Raw genomic sequence first — 20,305 nt, 5'->3', positions numbered from 1 at the left:
GTGCGCCGTATCTGGGGAACACTGAATGCGGAAGGCCGGTATACCCCCGCGTACGATGTGACGGATGCCGTGAAGGGGACGAAAGATGCAGACGCGATACAGAAACAGCCCGTCGTCGGTCAGCTGGCACCACGGGCATTCTCCACCGCCGAACTGGCAAAATGCAACGGAAGGGGCGGCCCGAAGTATATCGCGTATGAACGCATCGTGTACGATTTCTCCAAAGTGAAATGGGGTTCCCGATATCACACGCCGGCGGCACTGGGGCGTGATAATGCGCCGGCTTTCATGCGTACCTGCGGGGAATGCCACGGTCCCGATGTGTTCCCTCAATTCCCGGTGGTCGGCGTCGTTACGAACGCGAAATAGCGGCGTGAAAGCAGTATTCTTCCAAAGTATCAGCGGATATTCCTTGACATGAACGATTGTTTTTATATACTTCATTGCAATCCAGTGTAACGGCGGAGACAATGGCGAAAATAGTCAGCAAAGAGCAATGGTCCGAAAGCGTGTTCATGTTCGAACTTGATGCCCCGGAGATAGCGAAGCGGCGCAAGCCCGGGCATTTCATCATGCTGCGCATCGCGAAACGAGGCGAGCGAATTCCGCTTACCATCGCCGATGCGGATGCGGCGAAAGGGACGATAACCATTGTCGTGCAGGCTGTCGGCAAGAGCACGAAGGCGCTTTGCACCATGAACGCGGGCGATGATATACCCGATCTCATGGGGCCGCTCGGTCATGCGACGCATATCGAAAAGCTCGGCACCGTCGTCTGCGTCGGCGGGGGCATCGGCGTTGCGCCGCTCCATCCCATCGCCGAGGCGATGAAGGCCGCCGGTAATCGCGTCATCTCGATACTTGGCGCCCGCGAGAAAGGGCTTATCATCATGGAAAAGAAGATGCGCGCGATCTCCGATGAGGTGATCGTCTGCACCGACGACGGGAGCTATGGCGAGAAAGGTCTTGTCACCGATATGATAAAACGTCTCGTCGAACGCGGCGAGAAGATAGATCTGGCGGTCGCTATCGGCCCCGCTGTCATGATGAAATTTGTCTGTCTTACGACGAAACAGTTCGGCATAAAGACCGTCGTGAGCCTTAATCCGGTCATGGTAGACGGTACGGGCATGTGCGGCGGCTGCCGCGTCATGATAGGCAAGGATACGAAATATGTCTGCGTCGATGGGCCTGAGTTCGACGGACATCAGGTCGATTTCGACGGACTTATGAAACGACAGGGCATGTATAAGGAATTGGAGCGTCACGCTGTCGAGCACTGCAAAGCGGTCAGCTGAGTTTCGCGTATCGCTTCTTTCTCGTCCGTCCCGCACGCCGATCGATGATATGTCGTATCGCGAGTATTGGATGCACGAACAGCATACGCGGGCCGGCATATCGCATGATGATCCGTATCTTCTCACGCATGTCGCGGCGATAGCAGTGCGTGGTACAGCCGACGCACGTCGGCTTCTCTTTTCCGAACGGGCATGCGCTGAGGCGATCTTGTGCGTACGCCGAGAGCGCTATGCAATCCGCGCAGGGCGTGGAACGCTTGTGTACTCCGCGGCAATAGAGCGCTATCATCGCGGAAACGGTTCTTTCTTCGCGCTGTAATCGTGTCATTGCAGATGATAATATAAAAAATTCGCGTCCTTGCAAATTCGACGGCTCCCGATAATATGCACCTCGTGCAAGGAGCGTTCAATGATACATGAGAACATCGAATTCCATAACGTTGTGATGGAGCCGTCCCCGACAGGCGGCATGATGCTCCCGCGATATCCGAGCGCGGTGCGCAATGCCTTCTCCGAGCGCGGGCGCTTCGTGGCGATGGAGTCGACGGGCGGCGAGATGCGCTTTGTCACCGACGCGAAGAACGTGCGCGTGTATCTGTCTTCCGTCGATAATGACGCTGATGTCCACGTCTATCGCGGCGATTTTTTTCTCGCGACGCATACACTGTCGAAAGGGCAGGTGAGCGTCATTCACCTCGAACCCCCGGCACGTTTCAATGAGGTTGCGGATGCCATGGTCTCCCGGGGCGGTTTTTCACCATCGGTATGGCGCATACGGTTCAACCGCGCATGCACGGTGTTCCACGGGCTCGATGCGTTCGGTCATGATGTACGCCCGCCGAAGAAGGATGAGAAACCTGCAAAGACGCTTCTCTGCTACGGGTCATCGATAACCCACTCGAATGCGAACGGTTACCCCGCGCATGCAGCTCGCATTCTGGGAATGGACGTGTATAACAAAGGACTGTCCGGCGCCTGCCAATGTGAGAAAGAAGCCGCCGACTATATCGCTTCGCTTCCGTTCGATGCGGCAACGCTCGAGCTCGGCGTCAATATGCGCGGCGGGTATACGACGGAGGAATTCAAGCGGCGTGCGGAGTATGTCGTCGAGAAAGTCATGGCCGCTGGAAAACCGGTGTTCCTCATCACGATATTCCCGAATTTCTCCGACTTCGCCCGCGAGAGCAATATCGAGACCGTTCGCGACAGGGAATACTGCGATGTGCTCCGCGATCTGACCGCCTCGAAAAGAAGCGACAGACTTTTCCTCATTGAGGGAAGTGATGTGCTCTCCGATATCACCGGGCTTACCTGCGATCTGATACATCCATCGGACTACGGCCATGCGCATATGGGGGCCAATCTCGCACGGCTCATGCGGGAGAAGATCGCATAGACGAATGTTCCTGAAAAGCTGCGGAGGGATGAGTGGGCCAGGGGTCATGCCCCCTTGTTTCTATATCTTCTGCCAATGTACTGATATCGGTAAGCACATTTGACATCGCTGATATTTTTATTTCACTACTAGCGACGCATTGTACTTATATCATGACGAGAGGATATCATGCGTTTGCACTATCTCTGCCACGTCGATTTTGAGCGTCTGGGCGTCATCGATACGTATGCTCACGAACGCGGATATGCCGTATCCAATACCGATCTTTTCGCCGAGGAGGCGCTGCCGGCGGTACGCGATATCGATGCTCTTTTCGTCATGGGCGGACCGATGAACATTTACGAGCACTACCGGCATCCGTGGCTCGGCCGGGAGAAGGCGTTCATAAGCAAGGCTATTGCTGCAGGGAAAAAGGTCATCGGCATATGCCTCGGCGCACAGCTCATAGCCGACGTGCTCGGCGCTACCGTTACGCGCAATGCACATCGTGAGATAGGATTTTTCCCGGTCACGGTGACCGCATGCGGAATGACCACGGTGTTCGGTGCGCTGCCGGCACTGTTCACCGCCTTCCATTGGCACGGCGATACGTTCTCGCTCCCGACCGGTGCCGTCCATTGCGCATCGAGCGAAGCGTGCGAGCATCAGGCGTTCACCTACGGTGACAATGTCCTCGCGATGCAGTTCCATCTCGAGTATGCATACGAGAATATCGTCGCCATGAACGCCCATTGTGATGAAGAGATCGCAGCGGGCGGGGATCACGTCCAGAAGCCGTCCGAGATCCTTGATCGGAAAAAGATAATCGAGGCGAACAGCGATCTTCGCATATTGCTTGACCGTTTTCTTCCGAAGGAGATGTGATGAGCGGACACAAATTCGACCCGAACATGATCGATACGCTGAACGATCATTCGCGCCTGACGCGGATGAAGCCCGACGAGCTCTGGGATGCGTTCGGGCTTTCAGCTCCGCATGTGCTCATTGACATCGGCGCTGGTACCGGCATCTTTGCACGCCATTTTGCCTCGAAGCTGTCCGGTACGGTATATGCCTGCGACAGTGCTCCGGAAATGATAGCGTGGATGGAAGAGCATATTGTTGCGGAGACACGAAAGAGGATAGTGCCGACGCGCTCGGAAGAATCGGTGATACCGCTTAAGAACGGTATTGCCGACCTCGTATATCTCATTGCCGTATATCATGAGCTTCATTCGCCCGCGGCACTCCTCGCGGAGGCCAAGCGCCTTCTCAAAAAGGGCGGTGTCATCGCTGTAGTCGATTGGAAGCCGGGCTCCACCCAGCATGGTCCGCCGGCAGGGGAGCGTGTGAGCCCGGAAGACGTCATCGATGCTTTTTTGCGTGCGGGCTTTTCAGATGTTACACAGCATGATATACTGGAAAGCCACTATGTCATTACCGCGAAAAAATGAGCAACGATAATCGCATCCGCATAAAACGCTATCGCACGGCCAGCGGCCTTCCGATACTCGCCGGCCAGAGCGACATAAGCAATGATGAACTTACGTTCCGCGTTGCGAAGCAGAACGATCTGTGGTTCCATATACATGGCTTTCCCGGGAGCCATGTCGTTCTCGTGTGCGGGGAGGGCGAGCCGTCGAAAGCCGATATCGAAGAAGCGGCTGGCATCGCCGTCTATCATTCGAAGATGCGCGACGGCGGTGCGGTCGACGTATCGTACTGCTTTGCGCGCGATGTGCATAAGCCCGCGGGGGCAAAGGACGGATCGGTGAATATCAAGAACGAGAAACGGGTGAAAGTGAAAGCACTTGTACTCACCCCGGAAGAGTGATATGGATTTTTCCGTCAGTCCCGAAAAACAGCAGGCCTTGCAGGAACGTATGGCGAAAGCGGGCATTCTCGAGCGCGATATCGATGAGCGGTTCATCCGTGCGCAGGGTCATGGCGGGCAGAACGTGAACAAGGTTTCGACCGCGGTCCATATCAAGCACATTCCGAGCGGTATCGAGGTGAAATGCCAGGTGTCGCGGTCGCAGGTGTTCAACCGATTTATCGCGCGGCGCATACTCGTTGAAAAAATGGAAGAGCGTATACACGGCGAGCGGTCGGCGGCACGCATGCGTATCGAGAAGATACGGCGGCAGAAGCGCAAACGCTCCCGGCGCGCGAAGGAGAAGATGCTCCAGAACAAGCATCATCATTCGGCGAAGAAAGAGATGCGCCGTTCCTGGGGCGGCGATTGATCGGATAGGGGAATAACGAAAATAACGAAATGCGGTAGTTTTCTGTCGATCCGGTTTTGACCCGGAATTTGACGCAATCCATCACTATGCTATAATCACCCGGCACTCGCGAGCGTGGCGGAATTGGCAGACGCGCCAGACTTAGGATCTGGTACCGCAAGGTATGGGGGTTCAACTCCCTCCGCTCGCAGATGGAATTTATCGATATAGCGAACAAAGCGGGAGCCTTCGCCGTGCGTGCATCGCGGTGGCTCACCCGAAAGAGCAGACGCGAACTTGTCGCGTCGATATACCTGAAAGGTGACGGCATCGAGATCGGTGCGCTGCATCTGCCGCTTCCCGTACCGCGTACTGCGCACGTGCGCTATGTTGACCGTATGAGTGCGACCGATCTCAAGAAGCAATACCCCGATCTTGCGGGGAGAAAGCTCGTCGATCCGGACATCATCGACGACGGTGAGCGGCTTTCCACGATAAAGAACGGATCGCTCGATTTCGTCATCGCCAATCATTTCATCGAGCATTGTGAGGACCCGATTTTTGCGCTTGCCAATATGCTCCGTGTGCTCAAGCCCAGCGGCATGCTCTATCTCGCCGTTCCCGACAAGCGCTTTACCGATGACCGCGACCGTGCCGTTACGCCGATAGCGCATCTTATGCACGATTTTGAGCACGGCCCGAAGGGATCGCGTACCGGGCATTATAAAGAATGGGTCACCTTGGTGAATAAGAAGGAAAAACCCGCTGATATCAAGGCAGAGATGAACGAGCTCATGGCGATGCGGTATTCGATACATTTTCACGCGTGGACATTCGATGCGTTCCTCGAACTCCTCGTATCGCTCAAGGATACGCTCCCCGCGTTCGGCATTGTGCTCGCGTGGATGAACGATGAGGACGGCATATTCATTCTGCAGAGGGCCGACGACGGCGGTATGCGCCGGTCGGCAAAGAAATGCTGGCAATAAATCCCGGTATCGCATATACTGTATGCACCAAGAGAGAGGAGCGCGTCATGAAAAGGGCTCTGCTATTCTTATTATCTTTTATATCGATGATACCCCTTGCCGCCCAGACGAACACCACTCCGGCAAGAACAACGCCCCCCGTACGTTCCGCGGATAATACGACCGTGCTCACCGAAGCGGATTTCCTGCGCTATCATGCCGCATCCCTTGCCGAGCTCCTCCGCCATGTTCCCGGTGTACAGGTGCGTCAGCATTCATCGTTCGGCGGGCGTACGACGGTGTATCTTTCCGGCATGAGCGCGGGCGCTGTCGCCGTATATCGCGACGGCGTGCTGCTCAATCCCGGTTCCTCCGGTGACGGCGCCTGCGATATAGCCCATATCACGCTTGACGGCGTGGAACGAGTGGAGATAATACGCGGCGTGCAGTCGGTGAAATTTCCGGGTGCTTCTGCAGGCGTGATACATGTCGTGAGCAAACGCGGCGGTGTCGGGCAGTCGGCATCGCTTTCGCTCCGCGGTTCATTTCCGGAGGGGTTCTATGGCGCATTCAATGCCGCTGCGGGTATCGATCAGGCCTATTTCAGCCTGTCCGCATCGCAGCTTCTTACGCGCGGCGAGTCGCGGGCGATACACTTCGACGGGCAGAACGCCCCCGGCATTGAGCGCGATGGGTACAATCGTTCCCTCGTGCAGGCGTCCGCCGGCGTCAACCCCGGCTCCGATCTCTGGTTCGCCGTCAGCATGTATTATCAGAACGCCGATGTGTCGCTCGATGACCGCGCATATGAGGACGATCCCAATCGTGCCGTGAACGATAAACTTATTGCCCTCGACGCGCGCTATTCTCAGTCGTTGACTCCCTGGTGGAAACACGCGATCATCCTCGACGCCGCCGTGGAGGAGCGCAATGAGCGCGATGCGACCGATGCTTTCGATGCCGGTGAATCGCTCTCGGCGTTCGACCGTACTTTCGTGGGGTCGCTGAAATGGCAGAATGTTTTCACGATGGGGGATTTCAATAAGCTTAACGCGGGCGCGGAATTCCTCATGAACATGCTTTCGCATCATTATGACGCGCAGAATTTCGAAGGTATGACATCGATCAAGGACGAGGGTAATGGATACATGCTCGCCGCCGCTTCCCTGAGGGATACGGCGGTCTTTTTCAAAGCGCTCACCATCGACGCCGGCGTCCGTTTGAACTGGGATATCAGAACGAACCTGAACATTGACTACCGTGTTGCTGCGCTGTTCACGATGAACGCCGTAGGCATCGATGTGCATGCGGCATACGGCCATGCCACGCGGTATGCGAGCGACAAACAGCAGCTTATGTCCGTAACACATGGCTCACTCGCCCCGGAGATCACCATGCATGCGATCGAGGCGGGCGTTCGGCAGCGTATCGGCGGCATGCTTACCATGGATGCGTTCGGCAGCTACAGCATACTGACCAATGTGATAAGCTATGACATCAATACGGGTTCGTACACCAATGTCCCCGGTGCGAGCATTTTGAGCGCGACGGTGGAGCTTGCGTTCAAACCGGTAAGTCGTTTCACCGCGGCTATCAACTATACCTTCGTGCAGGCGAATTATCTCCCAACGGGTGTTATCATGCCGGAACGCCCGAGGCATTCGGCGCATGCGGATATCGCGTTCGAGCCGTTCGAGAAGTTCCTTATTTCCCTGGGGCTCCATTATGTCGGACCGCGTACTGAGCTGTTGACTACGGCCGGTACGAACAGCTGGGTAGCGCTCCTCGATCACGGCCTTGTCGATGCCGGTGTTTCCTACACGTGGGAATTCATCGATCTCTTCGTGAAGGCGGAGAACATCCTTTCGCTCATCCCGTCGCTTCGCCCTGCCGTGGATGTGGCGGGATATTACGGGTATCCGTTCGCGTTCACCGTAGGCGCAACTGCGCGCTTCTGAAGTCATCGCATGATGGTGGGCACTGCCGTGCGCAGCGATGGAGTAGCATGACAACGATCGTTCTTATCACCGGCGGCGCACGCTCGGGGAAAAGCACCTATGCTGAGCGATTGGCAAGCGCTGCGGTCCGGCGTTCCGCTCTGAAGCGCCCGGCGGCATATATTGCCACAGGCATGGCGCTTGACGATGAATTTAAAGAGCGTATAGCTCATCATAAGGCCCGCCGCACGACCGAATTCACTTCGTATGAAGAGCCCTATGCCATAGACAGCGCGGCAGCGCGTGCGTTCGATCGCCATGATGTAGTGCTGCTTGAGTGCGTCACAACGTGGCTCGGTAATATGCTCTGCAAGCCGAGCGATGATGCGCATGTGTACGATGTCGTTTCGAGACTGCTTTCCGCTGCGGGGGTATCCTCGACAACGGCAGAGGACCCGATCGATATGCTGCGGACGGGGACACTTTCCGCGGGGCCGGTGGATGCCATTGCGGGGGCCGGACGCGTACTTATCATTGTTTCCAATGAGCTCGGGCTCGGTATCGTGCCTGCGGATGCGGAGAGCCGCCGCTATCGCGATATGCACGGTCGTATCAATCAGATGATAGCCTCCGCCGCCGGCATCGTGGTATTCGTCGCTTCCGGTGTTCCGGTGAGGCTCAAATGAAACTGCTGTCGTCCTTCTTTCTCGCGTTCTCGACATTGACCGCATTGCCCGTGCCATTCCCCCGTGCGAAGCTGCTTGGGCGTGCATTGCCGTTCAGCGACAGGATACTAGCGCGCTCGGCGATATTCTTCCCGCTCGTGGGCTTTGCCGTCGGCGGTCTTGTGTATGGAGCATGTATCCTCCTTTCCGCCGTATCGATGCACCCGGCAGGAATAGCGCTTACTGTGCTTGCATTGCCGTATCTTGTCACGAAGTTCTTCCATTTCGACGGATTGTCCGATGTGCTCGACGGTTTTCTCGCGAACCGTACGCAGCCGCAACGCCTTCGCATCATGAAGGACAGTCGTGTCGGCAGTTTCGCCGTTGGCGGGCTTACGCTCGTGATGTTAGCGAAATTCCTTGTCCTTTTCGGATGGGCGTCGTGTCCGGCGCTTTTTCCGTACTGCATCACCTGGTTCGCGCTTTCCCGCTTCGGCGTCGTGCTGCTCGCATTTTCATCGCGCTATCCGCGTACCGCAGGAACGGGTAAGCCGTTCGTGGGTAAGCTCTCAGCTCCCATCGTTCTCGCTGCGGCGGTCGTTCTGATCGCGGGCATGATACCGGTCGCGATCACAACATCGATACCTGCAACCGCCATGTTGTTGGGCACTGCCGTACTGGGCGTGTTCATCGTCCGTGCGTGGTCGTATCGGAAGATAGGCGGCGTTACCGGCGATGTGCTCGGGGCATACATCGAGATGACGGAGCTTTTCCTCCCGGCGGTACTGCTCATCTGTGTGCGTTGCTCTGGCACATGATGCCGTTCACGATCGGCACGACATCGTATATCATCCCCGAACCGAACGACAATCTCATTGCGAACGTGCGATTCCTGGTCGGGAAGGTGAAACGAATTCAGCTCCTTTTTTTCGGCAAGGACTATCTCGCCGAACTCATGAGCGCGGACATTATCGAACGCCTTACGGAGATACGCGCGGCATCACGGATGGAATATTCCGTGCATCTGCCCATCGATTACGATCTTATGAACGAGCGTACGGATGTGTCCCGTGCCGCCGATCATATTGCGCATATCGTCGATGTGATGAAGGTCGTCGGCGTGAACGATTTCATACTGCATGTCGACCGCTCCGAGAATTTCAAGTATCCGGAGGTGGCGCTCACCGAGGCGAACCGCCGCCGAATCGAAGCGGTGCTCGATGCCGTCGATGCCGCCGTCGACCCGAAGCATGTGTTCATCGAGAATGTCGGCTTCGACCTTACGTACTTCGCGGCGGCGATAGCAAAGCGCGGTCACCCGATATGCATGGACTTAGGGCATCTCTACCGCTTCGGGCACAGCATGGATGCCTTTGTCGATACATTCGGCAGCGCGATACAGGAAGTGCATCTGCACGGTATCATCGACGGGAAGGACCATCGAGCGTTCCCCGGCGACGGGGCTGTGGATGCGGCGCGAGTGATGGGATTTCTGCGAGCATACCGCGGCTCAGTGATCATTGAAGTGTTTAATGAGATCGATCTGAACGATACACTCATGTATCTGAATAATCCCCAGCTCCCGGACCAATGCTCTTCCGTTAAGAAAAACTCCCGGACATGAATCTTTCAGACTTTGTGAGGGGAAAAGAAGGTCTCTCACGGAGCCCACGGAGCTCACAGAGGAGAATCCAGATATTTCTCCGTGAGCTCTGTGAACTCCGTGAGAAAAAATCATGGATTACTGCTCTTCGGTCTTTAAGATAATGGAACCACAAAGATGCAAAAATACAATGGCACTGATTTCCGAAGGATGTGATGATGAGCGTAGAATTGAATTTTTCCCTCGACTGAATGGGTTGTCCCCCGGCCCTTTCCGCGGCTTTGGCCATCCGTGCGCGAGTCGGCATCCATGCCTCGCGCGAGCTGGCGCGTCCTTGCGCCACGCATGGCCGCCGAGAGCTCGACATCCTTGGCGCATGCCTTCAAAAAGGGAAAGGGGAGCAGTGGATTCTTATCGATGGCGGGTTGATTCAGAACTGTGCGAGGAATTCCACGTCGTTCTCGTAGAACATGCGGATATCGGTTATCCCGTACTTTATCATCGCCACACGCTCCACGCCCATGCCGAAGGCGAAGCCGGTGTACTTCTTCGGATCGTAGCCGACGTGCTCGAACACGGCGGGGTGTATCATGCCCGCGCCGAGAAGCTCTATCCAGCCGGTATTGCCGCAGGTTCGGCAGCCCTTTCCCTTGCAGACCACGCAGGTGGCGCTTATCTCGGCACCCGGTTCGACGAAAGGAAAGTAGTCGGGGCGAAGGCGTATTTTCGTCTTTTCGCCGAAGAGGCGCTGGAAGAATGTTTCAAGACAGCCCTTGAGATGGCCGAAGGTGACGCCCTCATCGACGAAGAACCCTTCGACCTGATGGAATACCGGCGAGTGCTTCGCGTCCACCGCATCGCGCCTCGCCGTTTTTCCGGGCGAAACTATCGCAAGCGGCGGCTTTATCTTTTCCATGACGCGTATCTGCATGGGTGATGTGTGCGTACGAAGCAGCCTGTCCTTTGATACGTATATCGAATCGTGGCTGTCGCGTGACGGATGATATGACGGAATATTGAGCGCCTCGAAATTATGGTACTCATCTTCGAGTTCCATGCCCTCAACGGGGGAGAACCCCATGCCCTCGAGCACCGATACTATCTCGGCCTGCATCTTCGTGATGATGTGCAGATTACCTGTTGCGGGAGTTCTGCCGGGGAGCGTAATGTCGATGCGCTCCTTCTCGAGCGATGAGGCGTATGCTGCTTCGGAAAGGGAATCCTTCTTCTGTGCGAGCGCGGACGATACTTCGTCCTTAAGCGCGTTTATCTTCTGACCGGCGGCGGGGCGCTCCTCGGCGGAAAGTGTTCCGAGCTCTTTCAGGAGATCGGTTATCTTCCCTTTTTTGCCGAGATACAGGACACGCACCTCTTCCAGAGCAGCGTTGTCTTCGGCTGCTGCAGTTGCAGCGAGTGCGGATGTCCTGAGCGATTCGATTGGGTCCATTGCGATGTTTCCTTGAATTGTCGAGCGGCATTATAGCAGAGAAAACGTACGAATGCAAATCGCTTGCCTTTACAAGCCTTCGTCATATAATCGGAAGTCGATAGTATCCATGTATAACGGAGCGCAGATGCGTCGTTCATCGGAACTGTTCGGCAGCCTCATGAGCGGGCTTTCGCTTACCGTCCTTGAGCACGGTTTTTTCACCGGCGATGTGTGCTGGAATTTCAAGGGCATACGCTCTCCGTTCAGCCGCCTCTACTGCACCATCGGCGGAGACGGCGCCGTGATACGCGGCGGTACACGAACACGGCTCCGTCCGCGGCGGGCATATCTCATCCCGCTCAATACGGCGAACGATTACACCTGCACCACCGGTGTGGAGAAATTCTTCATCCATTTCCGGCTCGAGGCTTTCCCCGGACGCGACGTGTTCGACGGTGTGGAGACGGTGATCGAGACGCCGTTCTACGATACGGAGCTCACTGCCCTGCAGGAAGCCGTCGGTACGCAGCGGCTGAGCGCCATTGTGAACGCGAAAGGCGTGATATTCAGCATACTGTCGCGGCTCATTCCGCCGTCGGGAGGGGTGAGCCCGCTCATAAAGGTGCGTGATAAGTATCGTGTGCTGTTCAGCGCCATCGACCGTGCGGATTTCATGGCGGTTAAGCTTTCCGCAGTGGCAGAGGATATGGGGCTTTCGCATGCAGCCCTCTCGCGGAATTTCAAGCGCGACACCGGCATGACGCTCACGGCGTACCTTGCTGCGAAGGCCATTGACCGGGCCCGCGAGGAATTGCTTCTCACCGATAAGAAAGTCCGTGAGATAGCCGCCGGTCTCGGTCTTGGCGATGAGTTCTATTTCTCCCGCTTTTTCAAGAAATATACGAAGCTTTCCCCGGCCGAATATCGTGAGCGCAATGCCATGCGCTGAGCCGTCTCGGTGTTCTCATTTTCCGAGACCGAGCTTCCTGTCGATCTTCACCTTCGTGACCGAGAGTATTTCCGATGTGCCCACGCGTACGAGCTTAAGGAATATCTCATAGTCCTTCCCGGTGTAGCATTGCCCGATGATGAGGTATTCAGCACCGATGACCTTGCCGATCTTCGCGGCGTTCTTTTCATCGGTAAGCCCCGTGAGCGTAAGTTCGAGCTCCTTCATTATCTTCTGCATGTCCTTGCGTTCCACGAGCGTGAACGTCTTGTTCCTGCTCACGACGAGGTTGAGCTGTTCTGCGAAATACTCCGCATCGGCGGCGAACGATCTTTCGGCGCTGAACGGCAGACAGGACACGCTTTTTCGGTCACCGAGCGCCAAGGATGAGTAGTCGATGAGCTGTGAGAGCGCCATGTCGAAGAGCTTCATGAGCGTCTCCTCGTTCTTCTCGCCCCCCTTGACCGCGGTGAAATGCTCGTCGCTGAAGGCGCGCGGGTCGTCGGCGAGATGGGAGAGCTCTTCGCGGGCAAACCCCATGATGATGGTCTCAAGCTTATCGGTCACGAAATTCGCCCCGGTGTGATGACTCACGCTCTGCTCGCGTCCGCCATCGCTTTCGCCGCGTTCGCCGTAGGTGAGGAAGATGTATTTTGCATAGGTGTACTGCGATATCTGGCGGAGAATATATTCCCCTTCAATGGGAAGTCCGCCGGTGCCCACGGAATATATCTTGATGCCTTTTTTCGCGGCATCCGCTGCGGCACGGCCATAGGTGTACTCATCGTTATAGTCAAGATGTGCCTCGGCATCGGTGATGATGAAGGCCAGACGCACGCCGTCGGTGTTCCATGCAAGGCCGTTGACCGCATCCTTCAACGCCGACTGGAGGTCTTCGGGTGTATCGCCCCCGCCGTCAGCGGAGACGGTCGCGAGTTCTTTCTGGAACGCGGTCAGATCGGCGGTGAGGGGGACGGTCTTTGTCACATAATCATCGCCGCGGTCGCGATAGAGCACCATGCCGAAGCGCACCCTGGGCTTTGACGGCATCGATGCGATGTTCATCTTTATTATCTCGATGGTATCCTTAAGACGCTGAATCTCCTCGCCCATGCTGCCGGTGGTGTCGAAGATGAAGACGATATCGAGCGGGGTGTTCGCCGGGAGCACGCGTTTCGAATCGAAGGCGAGGGTGATGTCGCGTTTGCCCGTACGTGTGAACGACGCTTCGCCCTTCTGCTGCCCTTTGACGGCGACGGCTTTATACGCAGCGGCATTCCCGTATTTCGCCGGAAAGAACAGGAATGTGCCGTCGGCATACGTAGTGCCGGAGACAAGGGATGTCCCCGCGGCGTCGCTTACGGTGACCTGTGCATTGGGGATGGAACGCCCGTTCACATCCTTTATAGAGAGGATGTGTCGTTCCTGTACGGGAATATCGAAATGACGGACATGTTTGTACTTTTCGAGGAAGCCGATGAAATAATTGAACTGTTTATTGTCGTCGGCGTACCCTGCCTTGAGGCCGGATGCCGATGGTACGCTTGTTGACGGGGACGTGCGGGATATTTCTGCGGGGCGTGTGCTTCCGCCAAGGGACGCTTTTGCAACGGCTTCCTTGTCGCCCGGGCGGTCGCGCCTGCGATCTTCTGCATACCCGTCGCCTTCTGTCCGACCGAGATCTTTCTTTACTTTTACTTCACCCTTCGGTGCATGTCCGGTAACGGTTGTCGTGGCCGTGATATCGTCAGCGGTCTTCGTGTTTTTTTCGTCAATGCGAGCATTCGTCGTCTGTGCGCAGCTGAACAGGAACGCGCCGATGATAACGGCAAGCGTTCTCGCAATGTGCATGGTTCGCATGTGTTCCTCCACCGAGATCCTTTGTTCATTGAGTATAACGCGTTCCGATGAAAAAAGTAACAACCGAACGCTATCGGTCTATGAACAGCCCGCCGATAGAGAAGGTGTAGAATATCACATGCTCAGGCAGGAGCATGCCGGGTACGAGCATCGACGGACGTGAACGGAATGTGTAATTCACATCGATCTCTATGGTCGTTCTGTCGAAGAGCTTGAACCGCGGGGTTAATCCAGCCATGCCGCCGATGCCGAACCGTGTCGTGCCGCCATAGGTGGATATGACGGCCTCACAGGCGGCGCGCGCCGACAGAGAGAAGAACCCCGTATCGAAAAGCCACTGTTCTACGGCGGGGATGAACTTGCCGACGAACCCGTTCTGGCTGTAGTAAAATTCATTGCATTCCTTCAGCACGATGAACGTCTTCTTCTCGTTCATGGCGATAATGAGCGTGTTCTCATTGAATACCGGCATACGGTAGGTGATGAAGTTCGTATCACTGTTGCGATAATAGACGCTCATTCCGTTGTCGTAATTCACATAGGTATCGAAGATAAGTGTATCATCGCTGTTCTTGATGATGAGGCCGACGCCGGTATTCCAGGTATGCGTATCCAAGTGACCATACCCGGATACCGGTTCGAGATATGCCGTCGGGTTTTGTGCAATGAAATTACTGATAGCAATGACCCCCGCGATGTCCGTCCCTTTCACGAGCGATACGCTGTTCATAGTGTATCCGCCCTGTATGCCGATGCTGAAATTGTCATTGAACGCAAGACCGAGCCCTCCGACAATGATGGTGTGAAACTCCTGTGCGCCCGCGTACCCCATGAGATTAGTGTCCACGAGTCGATTATTCATGTTCCCATATTTGTATTCGAACGATGCGCCGAGTCCTTTTACGAACGGTACGAATGCGCCGAAATTCATCGTATAGCCTGCTTCATTCACTCCATAGGTTGGCGACACCCAGCGTACCGCCTGCCGCTGATAATTACGACTGTCCTGGCCTTCAAGGTTCAGCCACGATCCTGACAGGTAATAGCGGTCCGTTTTCGCGACACCGAGATATGCGGGATTAATGAACGAGCTGTAGCGTTCCGGCAGCACCTTGAACTTCGATACATTGCCGGAGAGCTTGTTGATGAAGGCTTTCACCACTTGGTTCTCCGGGTCGAGCGTGCGCGCGGCGGCGAGTTCTTCCTTCGCTTTCGCCGTATCCTTGCGGTCATAGGCATCGATACCCTTCGCGAGTTTGACGACTGCATTTTCGTTCATTGCTTTCTTTGATGTAATGCTTTCATCGATGGACCTGTCAACATCGAGCTTGAGCGTGGTGAGAATGTCCTTTGCGAAGAACGCGCTGATGTAGGGGTAGTTCTTGCCCGGCTCGGTGAGCTGTTTGCGCCAGACGACCTCGCCGCTTTCCACTTTCGTCATACGCAGGCTCAGCATGAGCGAACCGGCCATATCGACGATCTCACCGAAGACGATGTAATCGCACGCGAGTATCCTGCCCGCTTTTACCTGGTCCTTCTCGGCAACGGCACCCGTTAATGAGAGCTCCATCTCCTTGAAGAGTTCGTTGCGTCGTTCGCGTTCGACAAGGCGCACCTTCGGTGATTTCTTCACCTCATAGGCGATAAGCTCGGAAAACCCTTTCCCGAGCGGCTTGAGATCGGGGTTGCTCGATGTGACGGTGAAGTCGTTGACCGATATCTTGTTCTCACGCGATGGTCCGGCCGTCATGCCTGTCGCTGAAAGATCGCGCTCTGCCGCGAGGGAAGCATTGTCATCGACATCGATGATCTTTTTTACCGCTGATTTTTCGACCTCGAGCACGCCGAATCGTTTGGTCTTGATGCGGACCGTGGTGTCCGTTTCCTTGACAAGGCCTTTCAGCACTTCGCCGCTGTCGAGGATGACCATTTTCTCCTGGGGAGTGACGATGGTCGTCAGACAAAGTGCTGCGATAATGGCGATGCGTGTCGTTCTCATGGTGCCCTCCGCGGCTGATGCCGGTCGCTATGTTGATGTATGCGCTGTCAGTGGAATCGGCTCCCGAACAGGTACTTATCCGATTTGTCGTCGAATCGGCACCACTGTACCGAAGCGTTGCGCTCGAATCGGTTCCCGTTCGGAAGGGGGAGCGATATCGTGAGGGTTGTACCCTCGGTGCAGGGGGTGTCGGCAACGATGCACATCCCGTTCCAGGAAATATCAACCGACAGCCCTTCAGTGGGCACGGCATCCGTTCCCCGGCAGAGAAAGCTCACCGGTCCGCGCATCGGCGTCCGCGGTATGCTCCTGCGGTCAGAATATCCTTCGTGTTCCGAGCATTGTACCGGCATTGCACATTCCAGTTCGGTATGTGCTCCAGTATATAGTGCCTGCCCCCATCGTCAATACCCCGGCGTGGTCTTCGTATTCCCCTGCAGCGTTCTTGCATTCGCGGTGCGCAGTATTTCCGCGAACCTGCAGGCTATGGCATAGACCGTGTCGCAATCGATGCATTCACCGCGAATGTCGTGGGACAGCTTCGATGCGGCGAGTATCTCATCGGCGATCTTCATGTCGAGCAGAAGATGCGGCGCGATGAGGAGATTGTTGCGGAACGTTTTTCGCCGGTTGTGGAAAAGCGCGCGCGTAAGCATGCGGAATACATCGAAGTACTGCATGTCGTATCTGCCGTGCGGCATGAGCGCTATGACGGCGGATTCGACGGACGGGCGGGGGTGGAATACCGTTCTCGGGACGGTGAACACGCGTTTGATATCGGCTGAAAAGTTCCCGAGGAGCGTGAGCGCGGAATAATCGTCCGTACCGGGCGATGCTGCAAGACGTTTTGCGAATTCGTTCTGCACGAGGAATACCGCGAAATTCCAAGACATCGCATTATCGATGAACAGCCACTCAAGTATCGATGATGATATGTTGTAGGGGATATTGCCGTATACGTCCATGCGCGCTGCATGCTCGGCAAGCGATATCGTTCGGATGTCGCTGTGCAGGAAATGTACGCGTGAGAGATCGGCATCCTCGGTGAGGAATCCGTGGAATCCGCGGTCGAATTCGACGGCGGTAAGCGAGGCGTATCTGCTTTGCAGCATGCGGGTGAGCGATCCGAGCCCGGGGCCTATCTCCACGGCATGCGCCATACGCCCCCGCGGCGCAGTATCGGCGATGCGCTCGGCGATGTTGCGGTCGATGAGGAAATTCTGTCCGCGTTTTTTCGACGGGGAGAGCCCCCGCGCATGAAGTATGCCGTCTATCTCGCGCGGGGAATAGACGTTCATTCGTCGGTACTGAAACGGTACCGGGCGACAAGGAAGGATACGGCCGCCACGATGACGATAACGGCGAAGGCTATGGCGGCTATCGATACTTCAAGCGATATGATGTTGTAAAGGGCGTTGAACGCGATATCGAAGAACGTCATGCCGATCACCGCGAAGAGGACGACGCCGATGCCGCCGATGAAGCGGTGGAACGGGTGCATGCGCCGCGGATACGACACGCGGAAGGCGAGCGACGCCCACGTCATGATGAACATGAGCGCGACTATCCAGAACGGTGTGATGGTCTTCTTCCCGATAACGTAGGCGATGTCATCGACGGCGTAGCCCACCTCGCGCGCCGATTGATAGAGCTGATACAGGGTGGGGAGCGAGAGATACTGCAGTCTCTGCCTGGAGGTGTCCAGGTGCGGGAGAATGCTCTGCGGTATCGGTATGATCATTTCCGCCGTGCGCCGGTCGTCGATACGTACGGCACCCGCCGTTCGTTCCCCTTTGAGGAGGAGCCGCATCGATGGCCCGCGGTTCGTGCTGGCCGCATCGAAGATGCGTGCGTATGCGTATGAGCGCTGCGTGGTGACGCCGCGGACGGGGATGAGCTCGGTCACGCCGAAGGCGTACTGCTTGTCCTCGAACGGTATTATGCTTGCGATGCGCAGCATGCGCCCACCCGGCAGCGAGAGCCATACGTCGCGGGGGAAGAGCGAAGCATTGAGCGCGAACGTTATCTCGCGCGATATCGATGCGAGCTCGTCGACGAACGGCTTGAGCGCGGCGAAGCTGTTCGTGTCGGTCGACAGTATCCCGTTGACGGATGTGATCTTTATCCCGCGGATGTTCGTGAGCATGGCGATGTTCCTGCCGTCGGTGATATCATAGCCGTTGATGTTCGTCACTGCGAAGCCCCGGAAATTGAGGTGTCCGGAAACGGCCTTACGCACCTTTTCGCTGTTGTATGCAGCAAGGTTCGTGTGGTGCACGACGAATCGCTCGACATGCCGGGCGTCCTCGATGGTGAAGTCGTCGCGGTTGATAGCGGTGAGCGTGAGCGCACGGTATTTCCGAACATCGGGGTCCAGCGGATAGCGGTCGCAGAGATTCGTGATCACCTCGTACGCGCGCCAGTAATTGCTCATGCCGTATGCCTGCATGGCGTTGGAAAGCGTATTGACGAGATGGATATCGTCCGCCGAGCGCCCCTCGAAGGGGAATTTCACTTTCTGGATGCGCGCCTGAACGTCGGCGAGCTGAAAGCGCGCTTCATTGTTGCCGGGGTCGACGGCAAGTACGTTCTCAAGTATCGTTTCCGCTTCGCGCTGCCGCCCGTTCGCCGCCGCTTCCACCGCCTGCCGTATCCGGCGATTACTGTTCCTGTACTGCGGTCTCTTCCGCCGATCGTTCACCGCCCGGAGCGTATACGCCTTCATTTTCGACCGCTGTACCGCAATGTTCTCCGGGTCCTGTTCGAGCGCCGCGGCGAGCATCGCGATGATGGTGCTGAGGCGCGCATCGTCCACGGAGGCCGTGTCGCTTACGGACATCTCTTTATCGATGGCGTTGAGCTCCCTGTTCGCGCGTTTTGCGTTGTCGTTCACTATCCAGCTGCTCAGGCGCCGGTAATTGGCGTATTCAGCGGAAAGCTGTCCTGCGCGTTCCATATCGGTGAATACCGAGATGAAGAGGAGATTGAAGAGCGTATAGACGACAACGGCGAACGCCGCTATGCCGATGACGCTCTGCGAAATGCGGAAGATGAACACGGAATCGGGCGATAGGTTGCCGAGAGAGGTGTCATCGATGTGAATGAAGGCCGCATACAGCGAGAATATGAGGACGTGCGGGAAAAGACCGAACATCGATATGACCGACCCGAACGCGATGGACGGGAGCATGTCGAGGGCTTTTTCGAAGGCATTGCTGAGCCCCGGCGCGGCCATCTCGGTGAGGAAGCCGCTCAGGAAATACCATACGTATACGATGACGATGAGGAGCACGAAGCTTCGGGTGAACCGGGAAAATACGCCCTTTTGTATGTTGCCCATCTCCGCCCCCGGTGGTTATTTCGGGCCTGTATTCATCTGCGCAGATATCTTTTGCTTGATCTTTTCGGCGAGCACCCGCGGCGCCTGTACCGACGAATCGTTGAGGACTATCGAGAGATACTTGAGCGCCTTCTCATTGTCGCCCATGGTGTAGTAGCAGAAGCCGATCTCGTAGTACGCCCAGGCTATCTCCTTCTCGAACTGGTCCTTCTTGAAATTATCGATGATGGCCTGGTAGTACCCGATCGCAACACCGTATTCCTTATTGTTGAAGTAGTCGAGTGCTTTCTCCGAGAGCGTGAGCGGTGTATCGTTCTTGTCGATCACCGCTTTTCCGGGAGCGACGCAGGCCGAGACGGCCAATGCAAGAAGGACGATCACTATCCGTTCCATCACTCCCCCGGCTTTTTCGGTTTTTTGCTGATCGTATATACCTCGTCGCGTACCGGGAGGCTTTTACGGAGCATGCGGAGAAAGAGCTTGAGATCGCCCATTTCCATATACGCGGGGCATTTTTTCACCGTGCGGCGGCCGACGGTGAAATATTTGTACATCTTGTCCTCGCCGAGCTTTTTCTTCCACATCTCGCGGGAACACTTCACCCGGAGCGTGTACCGGGATTTGTCGGAAGTAAGTTTGCGAAAGAGTACGCAATAA

21 protein-coding genes, 1 tRNA gene and 1 pseudogene are annotated in these 20,305 nt (G+C 56.1%); 14 read left to right on the top strand and 9 right to left on the bottom strand.

Annotated elements, in window-relative coordinates; all coding sequences use genetic code 11:
* Nucleotides 1-369 (top strand): hypothetical protein (locus tag AABZ39_14900; protein ID MEK6796066.1); only part of this gene is annotated, 369 nt, incomplete at its 5' end.
* A 101-nt stretch (nucleotides 370-470) separates the two neighbouring features.
* A pseudogene (locus AABZ39_14895) lies at nucleotides 471-1,289 on the top strand (sulfide/dihydroorotate dehydrogenase-like FAD/NAD-binding protein).
* A gap of 1 nt (nucleotide 1,290) precedes the next feature.
* On the opposite strand, the gene AABZ39_14890 reads toward AABZ39_14895, so the two are convergent.
* Nucleotides 1,291-1,626: a nitrous oxide-stimulated promoter family protein gene (locus AABZ39_14890; protein MEK6796065.1), complete on the bottom strand. Its 336-nt coding sequence runs from the start codon at nucleotides 1,624-1,626 to the stop codon at nucleotides 1,291-1,293.
* 81 nt (nucleotides 1,627-1,707) lie between these two features.
* Between AABZ39_14890 and AABZ39_14885 the strand changes: the two genes are divergently transcribed.
* The 11 genes from AABZ39_14885 to cbiR all read left to right on the top strand — a co-directional run bounded on the left by AABZ39_14885 (nucleotide 1,708) and on the right by cbiR (nucleotide 10,092).
* Nucleotides 1,708-2,694, top strand: coding sequence for a GDSL-type esterase/lipase family protein (locus AABZ39_14885; protein MEK6796064.1), 987 nt, complete (start codon nucleotides 1,708-1,710; stop codon nucleotides 2,692-2,694).
* Nucleotides 2,695-2,862: 168 nt separating this feature from the next.
* Nucleotides 2,863-3,558 carry an amidotransferase gene (locus AABZ39_14880; protein ID MEK6796063.1) on the top strand — a complete coding sequence of 232 codons (696 nt, stop codon included), beginning with the start codon at nucleotides 2,863-2,865 and terminating at the stop codon, nucleotides 3,556-3,558.
* The gene (locus tag AABZ39_14875; protein ID MEK6796062.1) at nucleotides 3,558-4,127 is read left to right on the top strand and encodes a class I SAM-dependent methyltransferase; all 570 of its coding nucleotides are present in this window, start codon (nucleotides 3,558-3,560) and stop codon (nucleotides 4,125-4,127) included. Before AABZ39_14880 ends, AABZ39_14875 begins: the two co-directional genes overlap by 1 nt.
* Nucleotides 4,124-4,507 (top strand): NFACT RNA binding domain-containing protein, encoded by a 384-nt coding sequence (locus AABZ39_14870; GenBank protein ID MEK6796061.1) that lies wholly within the window; start codon nucleotides 4,124-4,126, stop codon nucleotides 4,505-4,507. The genes AABZ39_14875 and AABZ39_14870 overlap by 4 nt, the downstream gene beginning before the upstream one ends.
* Nucleotide 4,508: 1 nt before the next feature.
* On the top strand, nucleotides 4,509-4,919 hold the full coding sequence (locus AABZ39_14865; protein MEK6796060.1) for a peptide chain release factor-like protein: 411 nt from the start codon (nucleotides 4,509-4,511) through the stop codon (nucleotides 4,917-4,919).
* 108 nt (nucleotides 4,920-5,027) lie between these two features.
* Nucleotides 5,028-5,109, top strand: a tRNA-Leu gene (locus AABZ39_14860).
* Nucleotide 5,110: 1 nt separating this feature from the next.
* Complete coding sequence (locus AABZ39_14855; protein ID MEK6796059.1) at nucleotides 5,111-5,887, top strand: methyltransferase domain-containing protein; 777 nt, start codon at nucleotides 5,111-5,113, stop codon at nucleotides 5,885-5,887.
* 47 nt (nucleotides 5,888-5,934) lie between these two features.
* Entirely contained in the window at nucleotides 5,935-7,824 is a 1,890-nt protein-coding gene (locus AABZ39_14850; protein ID MEK6796058.1) for a TonB-dependent receptor plug domain-containing protein, read from the top strand.
* Nucleotides 7,825-7,871: 47 nt separating this feature from the next.
* Nucleotides 7,872-8,489: a bifunctional adenosylcobinamide kinase/adenosylcobinamide-phosphate guanylyltransferase gene (locus AABZ39_14845; GenBank protein MEK6796057.1), complete on the top strand. Its 618-nt coding sequence runs from the start codon at nucleotides 7,872-7,874 to the stop codon at nucleotides 8,487-8,489.
* A complete protein-coding gene (locus AABZ39_14840; protein MEK6796056.1) occupies nucleotides 8,486-9,286 on the top strand; it encodes an adenosylcobinamide-GDP ribazoletransferase in 801 nt (266 codons plus the stop codon). The genes AABZ39_14845 and AABZ39_14840 overlap by 4 nt, the downstream gene beginning before the upstream one ends.
* Nucleotides 9,283-10,092, top strand: a complete 810-nt coding sequence (gene cbiR / locus AABZ39_14835; protein MEK6796055.1) for a cobamide remodeling phosphodiesterase CbiR — start codon at nucleotides 9,283-9,285, stop codon at nucleotides 10,090-10,092. The genes AABZ39_14840 and cbiR overlap by 4 nt, the downstream gene beginning before the upstream one ends.
* A gap of 409 nt (nucleotides 10,093-10,501) precedes the next feature.
* Here the strand turns inward: cbiR and pheS are convergent, their stop codons facing one another.
* Entirely contained in the window at nucleotides 10,502-11,518 is a 1,017-nt protein-coding gene (pheS, locus tag AABZ39_14830; protein MEK6796054.1) for a phenylalanine--tRNA ligase subunit alpha, read from the bottom strand.
* A 127-nt stretch (nucleotides 11,519-11,645) separates the two neighbouring features.
* Between pheS and AABZ39_14825 the strand changes: the two genes are divergently transcribed.
* A complete protein-coding gene (locus tag AABZ39_14825; protein MEK6796053.1) occupies nucleotides 11,646-12,449 on the top strand; it encodes an AraC family transcriptional regulator in 804 nt (267 codons plus the stop codon).
* Nucleotides 12,450-12,464: 15 nt separating this feature from the next.
* Here AABZ39_14825 and AABZ39_14820 read toward each other — a convergent pair whose 3' ends face one another.
* The 7 genes from AABZ39_14820 to AABZ39_14790 all read right to left on the bottom strand — a co-directional run.
* On the bottom strand, nucleotides 12,465-14,309 hold the full coding sequence (locus tag AABZ39_14820; GenBank protein MEK6796052.1) for a VWA domain-containing protein: 1,845 nt from the start codon (nucleotides 14,307-14,309) through the stop codon (nucleotides 12,465-12,467).
* Nucleotides 14,310-14,379: 70 nt separating this feature from the next.
* Nucleotides 14,380-16,308 carry a CsgG/HfaB family protein gene (locus tag AABZ39_14815; GenBank protein ID MEK6796051.1) on the bottom strand — a complete coding sequence of 643 codons (1,929 nt, stop codon included), beginning with the start codon at nucleotides 16,306-16,308 and terminating at the stop codon, nucleotides 14,380-14,382.
* 47 nt (nucleotides 16,309-16,355) lie between these two features.
* A complete protein-coding gene (locus AABZ39_14810; protein MEK6796050.1) occupies nucleotides 16,356-16,661 on the bottom strand; it encodes a PilZ domain-containing protein in 306 nt (101 codons plus the stop codon).
* Nucleotides 16,662-16,712: 51 nt separating this feature from the next.
* A complete protein-coding gene (gene rsmA / locus AABZ39_14805) occupies nucleotides 16,713-17,606 on the bottom strand; it encodes a 16S rRNA (adenine(1518)-N(6)/adenine(1519)-N(6))-dimethyltransferase RsmA (protein MEK6796049.1) in 894 nt (297 codons plus the stop codon).
* On the bottom strand, nucleotides 17,603-19,648 hold the full coding sequence (locus AABZ39_14800) for a hypothetical protein (GenBank protein ID MEK6796048.1): 2,046 nt from the start codon (nucleotides 19,646-19,648) through the stop codon (nucleotides 17,603-17,605). Before AABZ39_14800 ends, rsmA begins: the two co-directional genes overlap by 4 nt.
* Nucleotides 19,649-19,663: 15 nt before the next feature.
* On the bottom strand, nucleotides 19,664-20,041 hold the full coding sequence (locus AABZ39_14795; GenBank protein MEK6796047.1) for a tetratricopeptide repeat protein: 378 nt from the start codon (nucleotides 20,039-20,041) through the stop codon (nucleotides 19,664-19,666).
* A partial coding sequence (locus tag AABZ39_14790; GenBank protein MEK6796046.1) for a hypothetical protein occupies nucleotides 20,041-20,305 on the bottom strand: 265 nt, incomplete at its 5' end. The genes AABZ39_14790 and AABZ39_14795, both read right to left, overlap by 1 nt.

The sequence above is a fragment of the Spirochaetota bacterium genome, assembly GCA_038043445.1.
In the GTDB taxonomy this organism is placed as follows: Bacteria; Spirochaetota; Brachyspiria; order Brachyspirales; family JACRPF01; genus JBBTBY01.
Note: the sequence above shows the minus strand (reverse complement) of the source record. Positions and strands in the feature narration are given on the sequence as shown.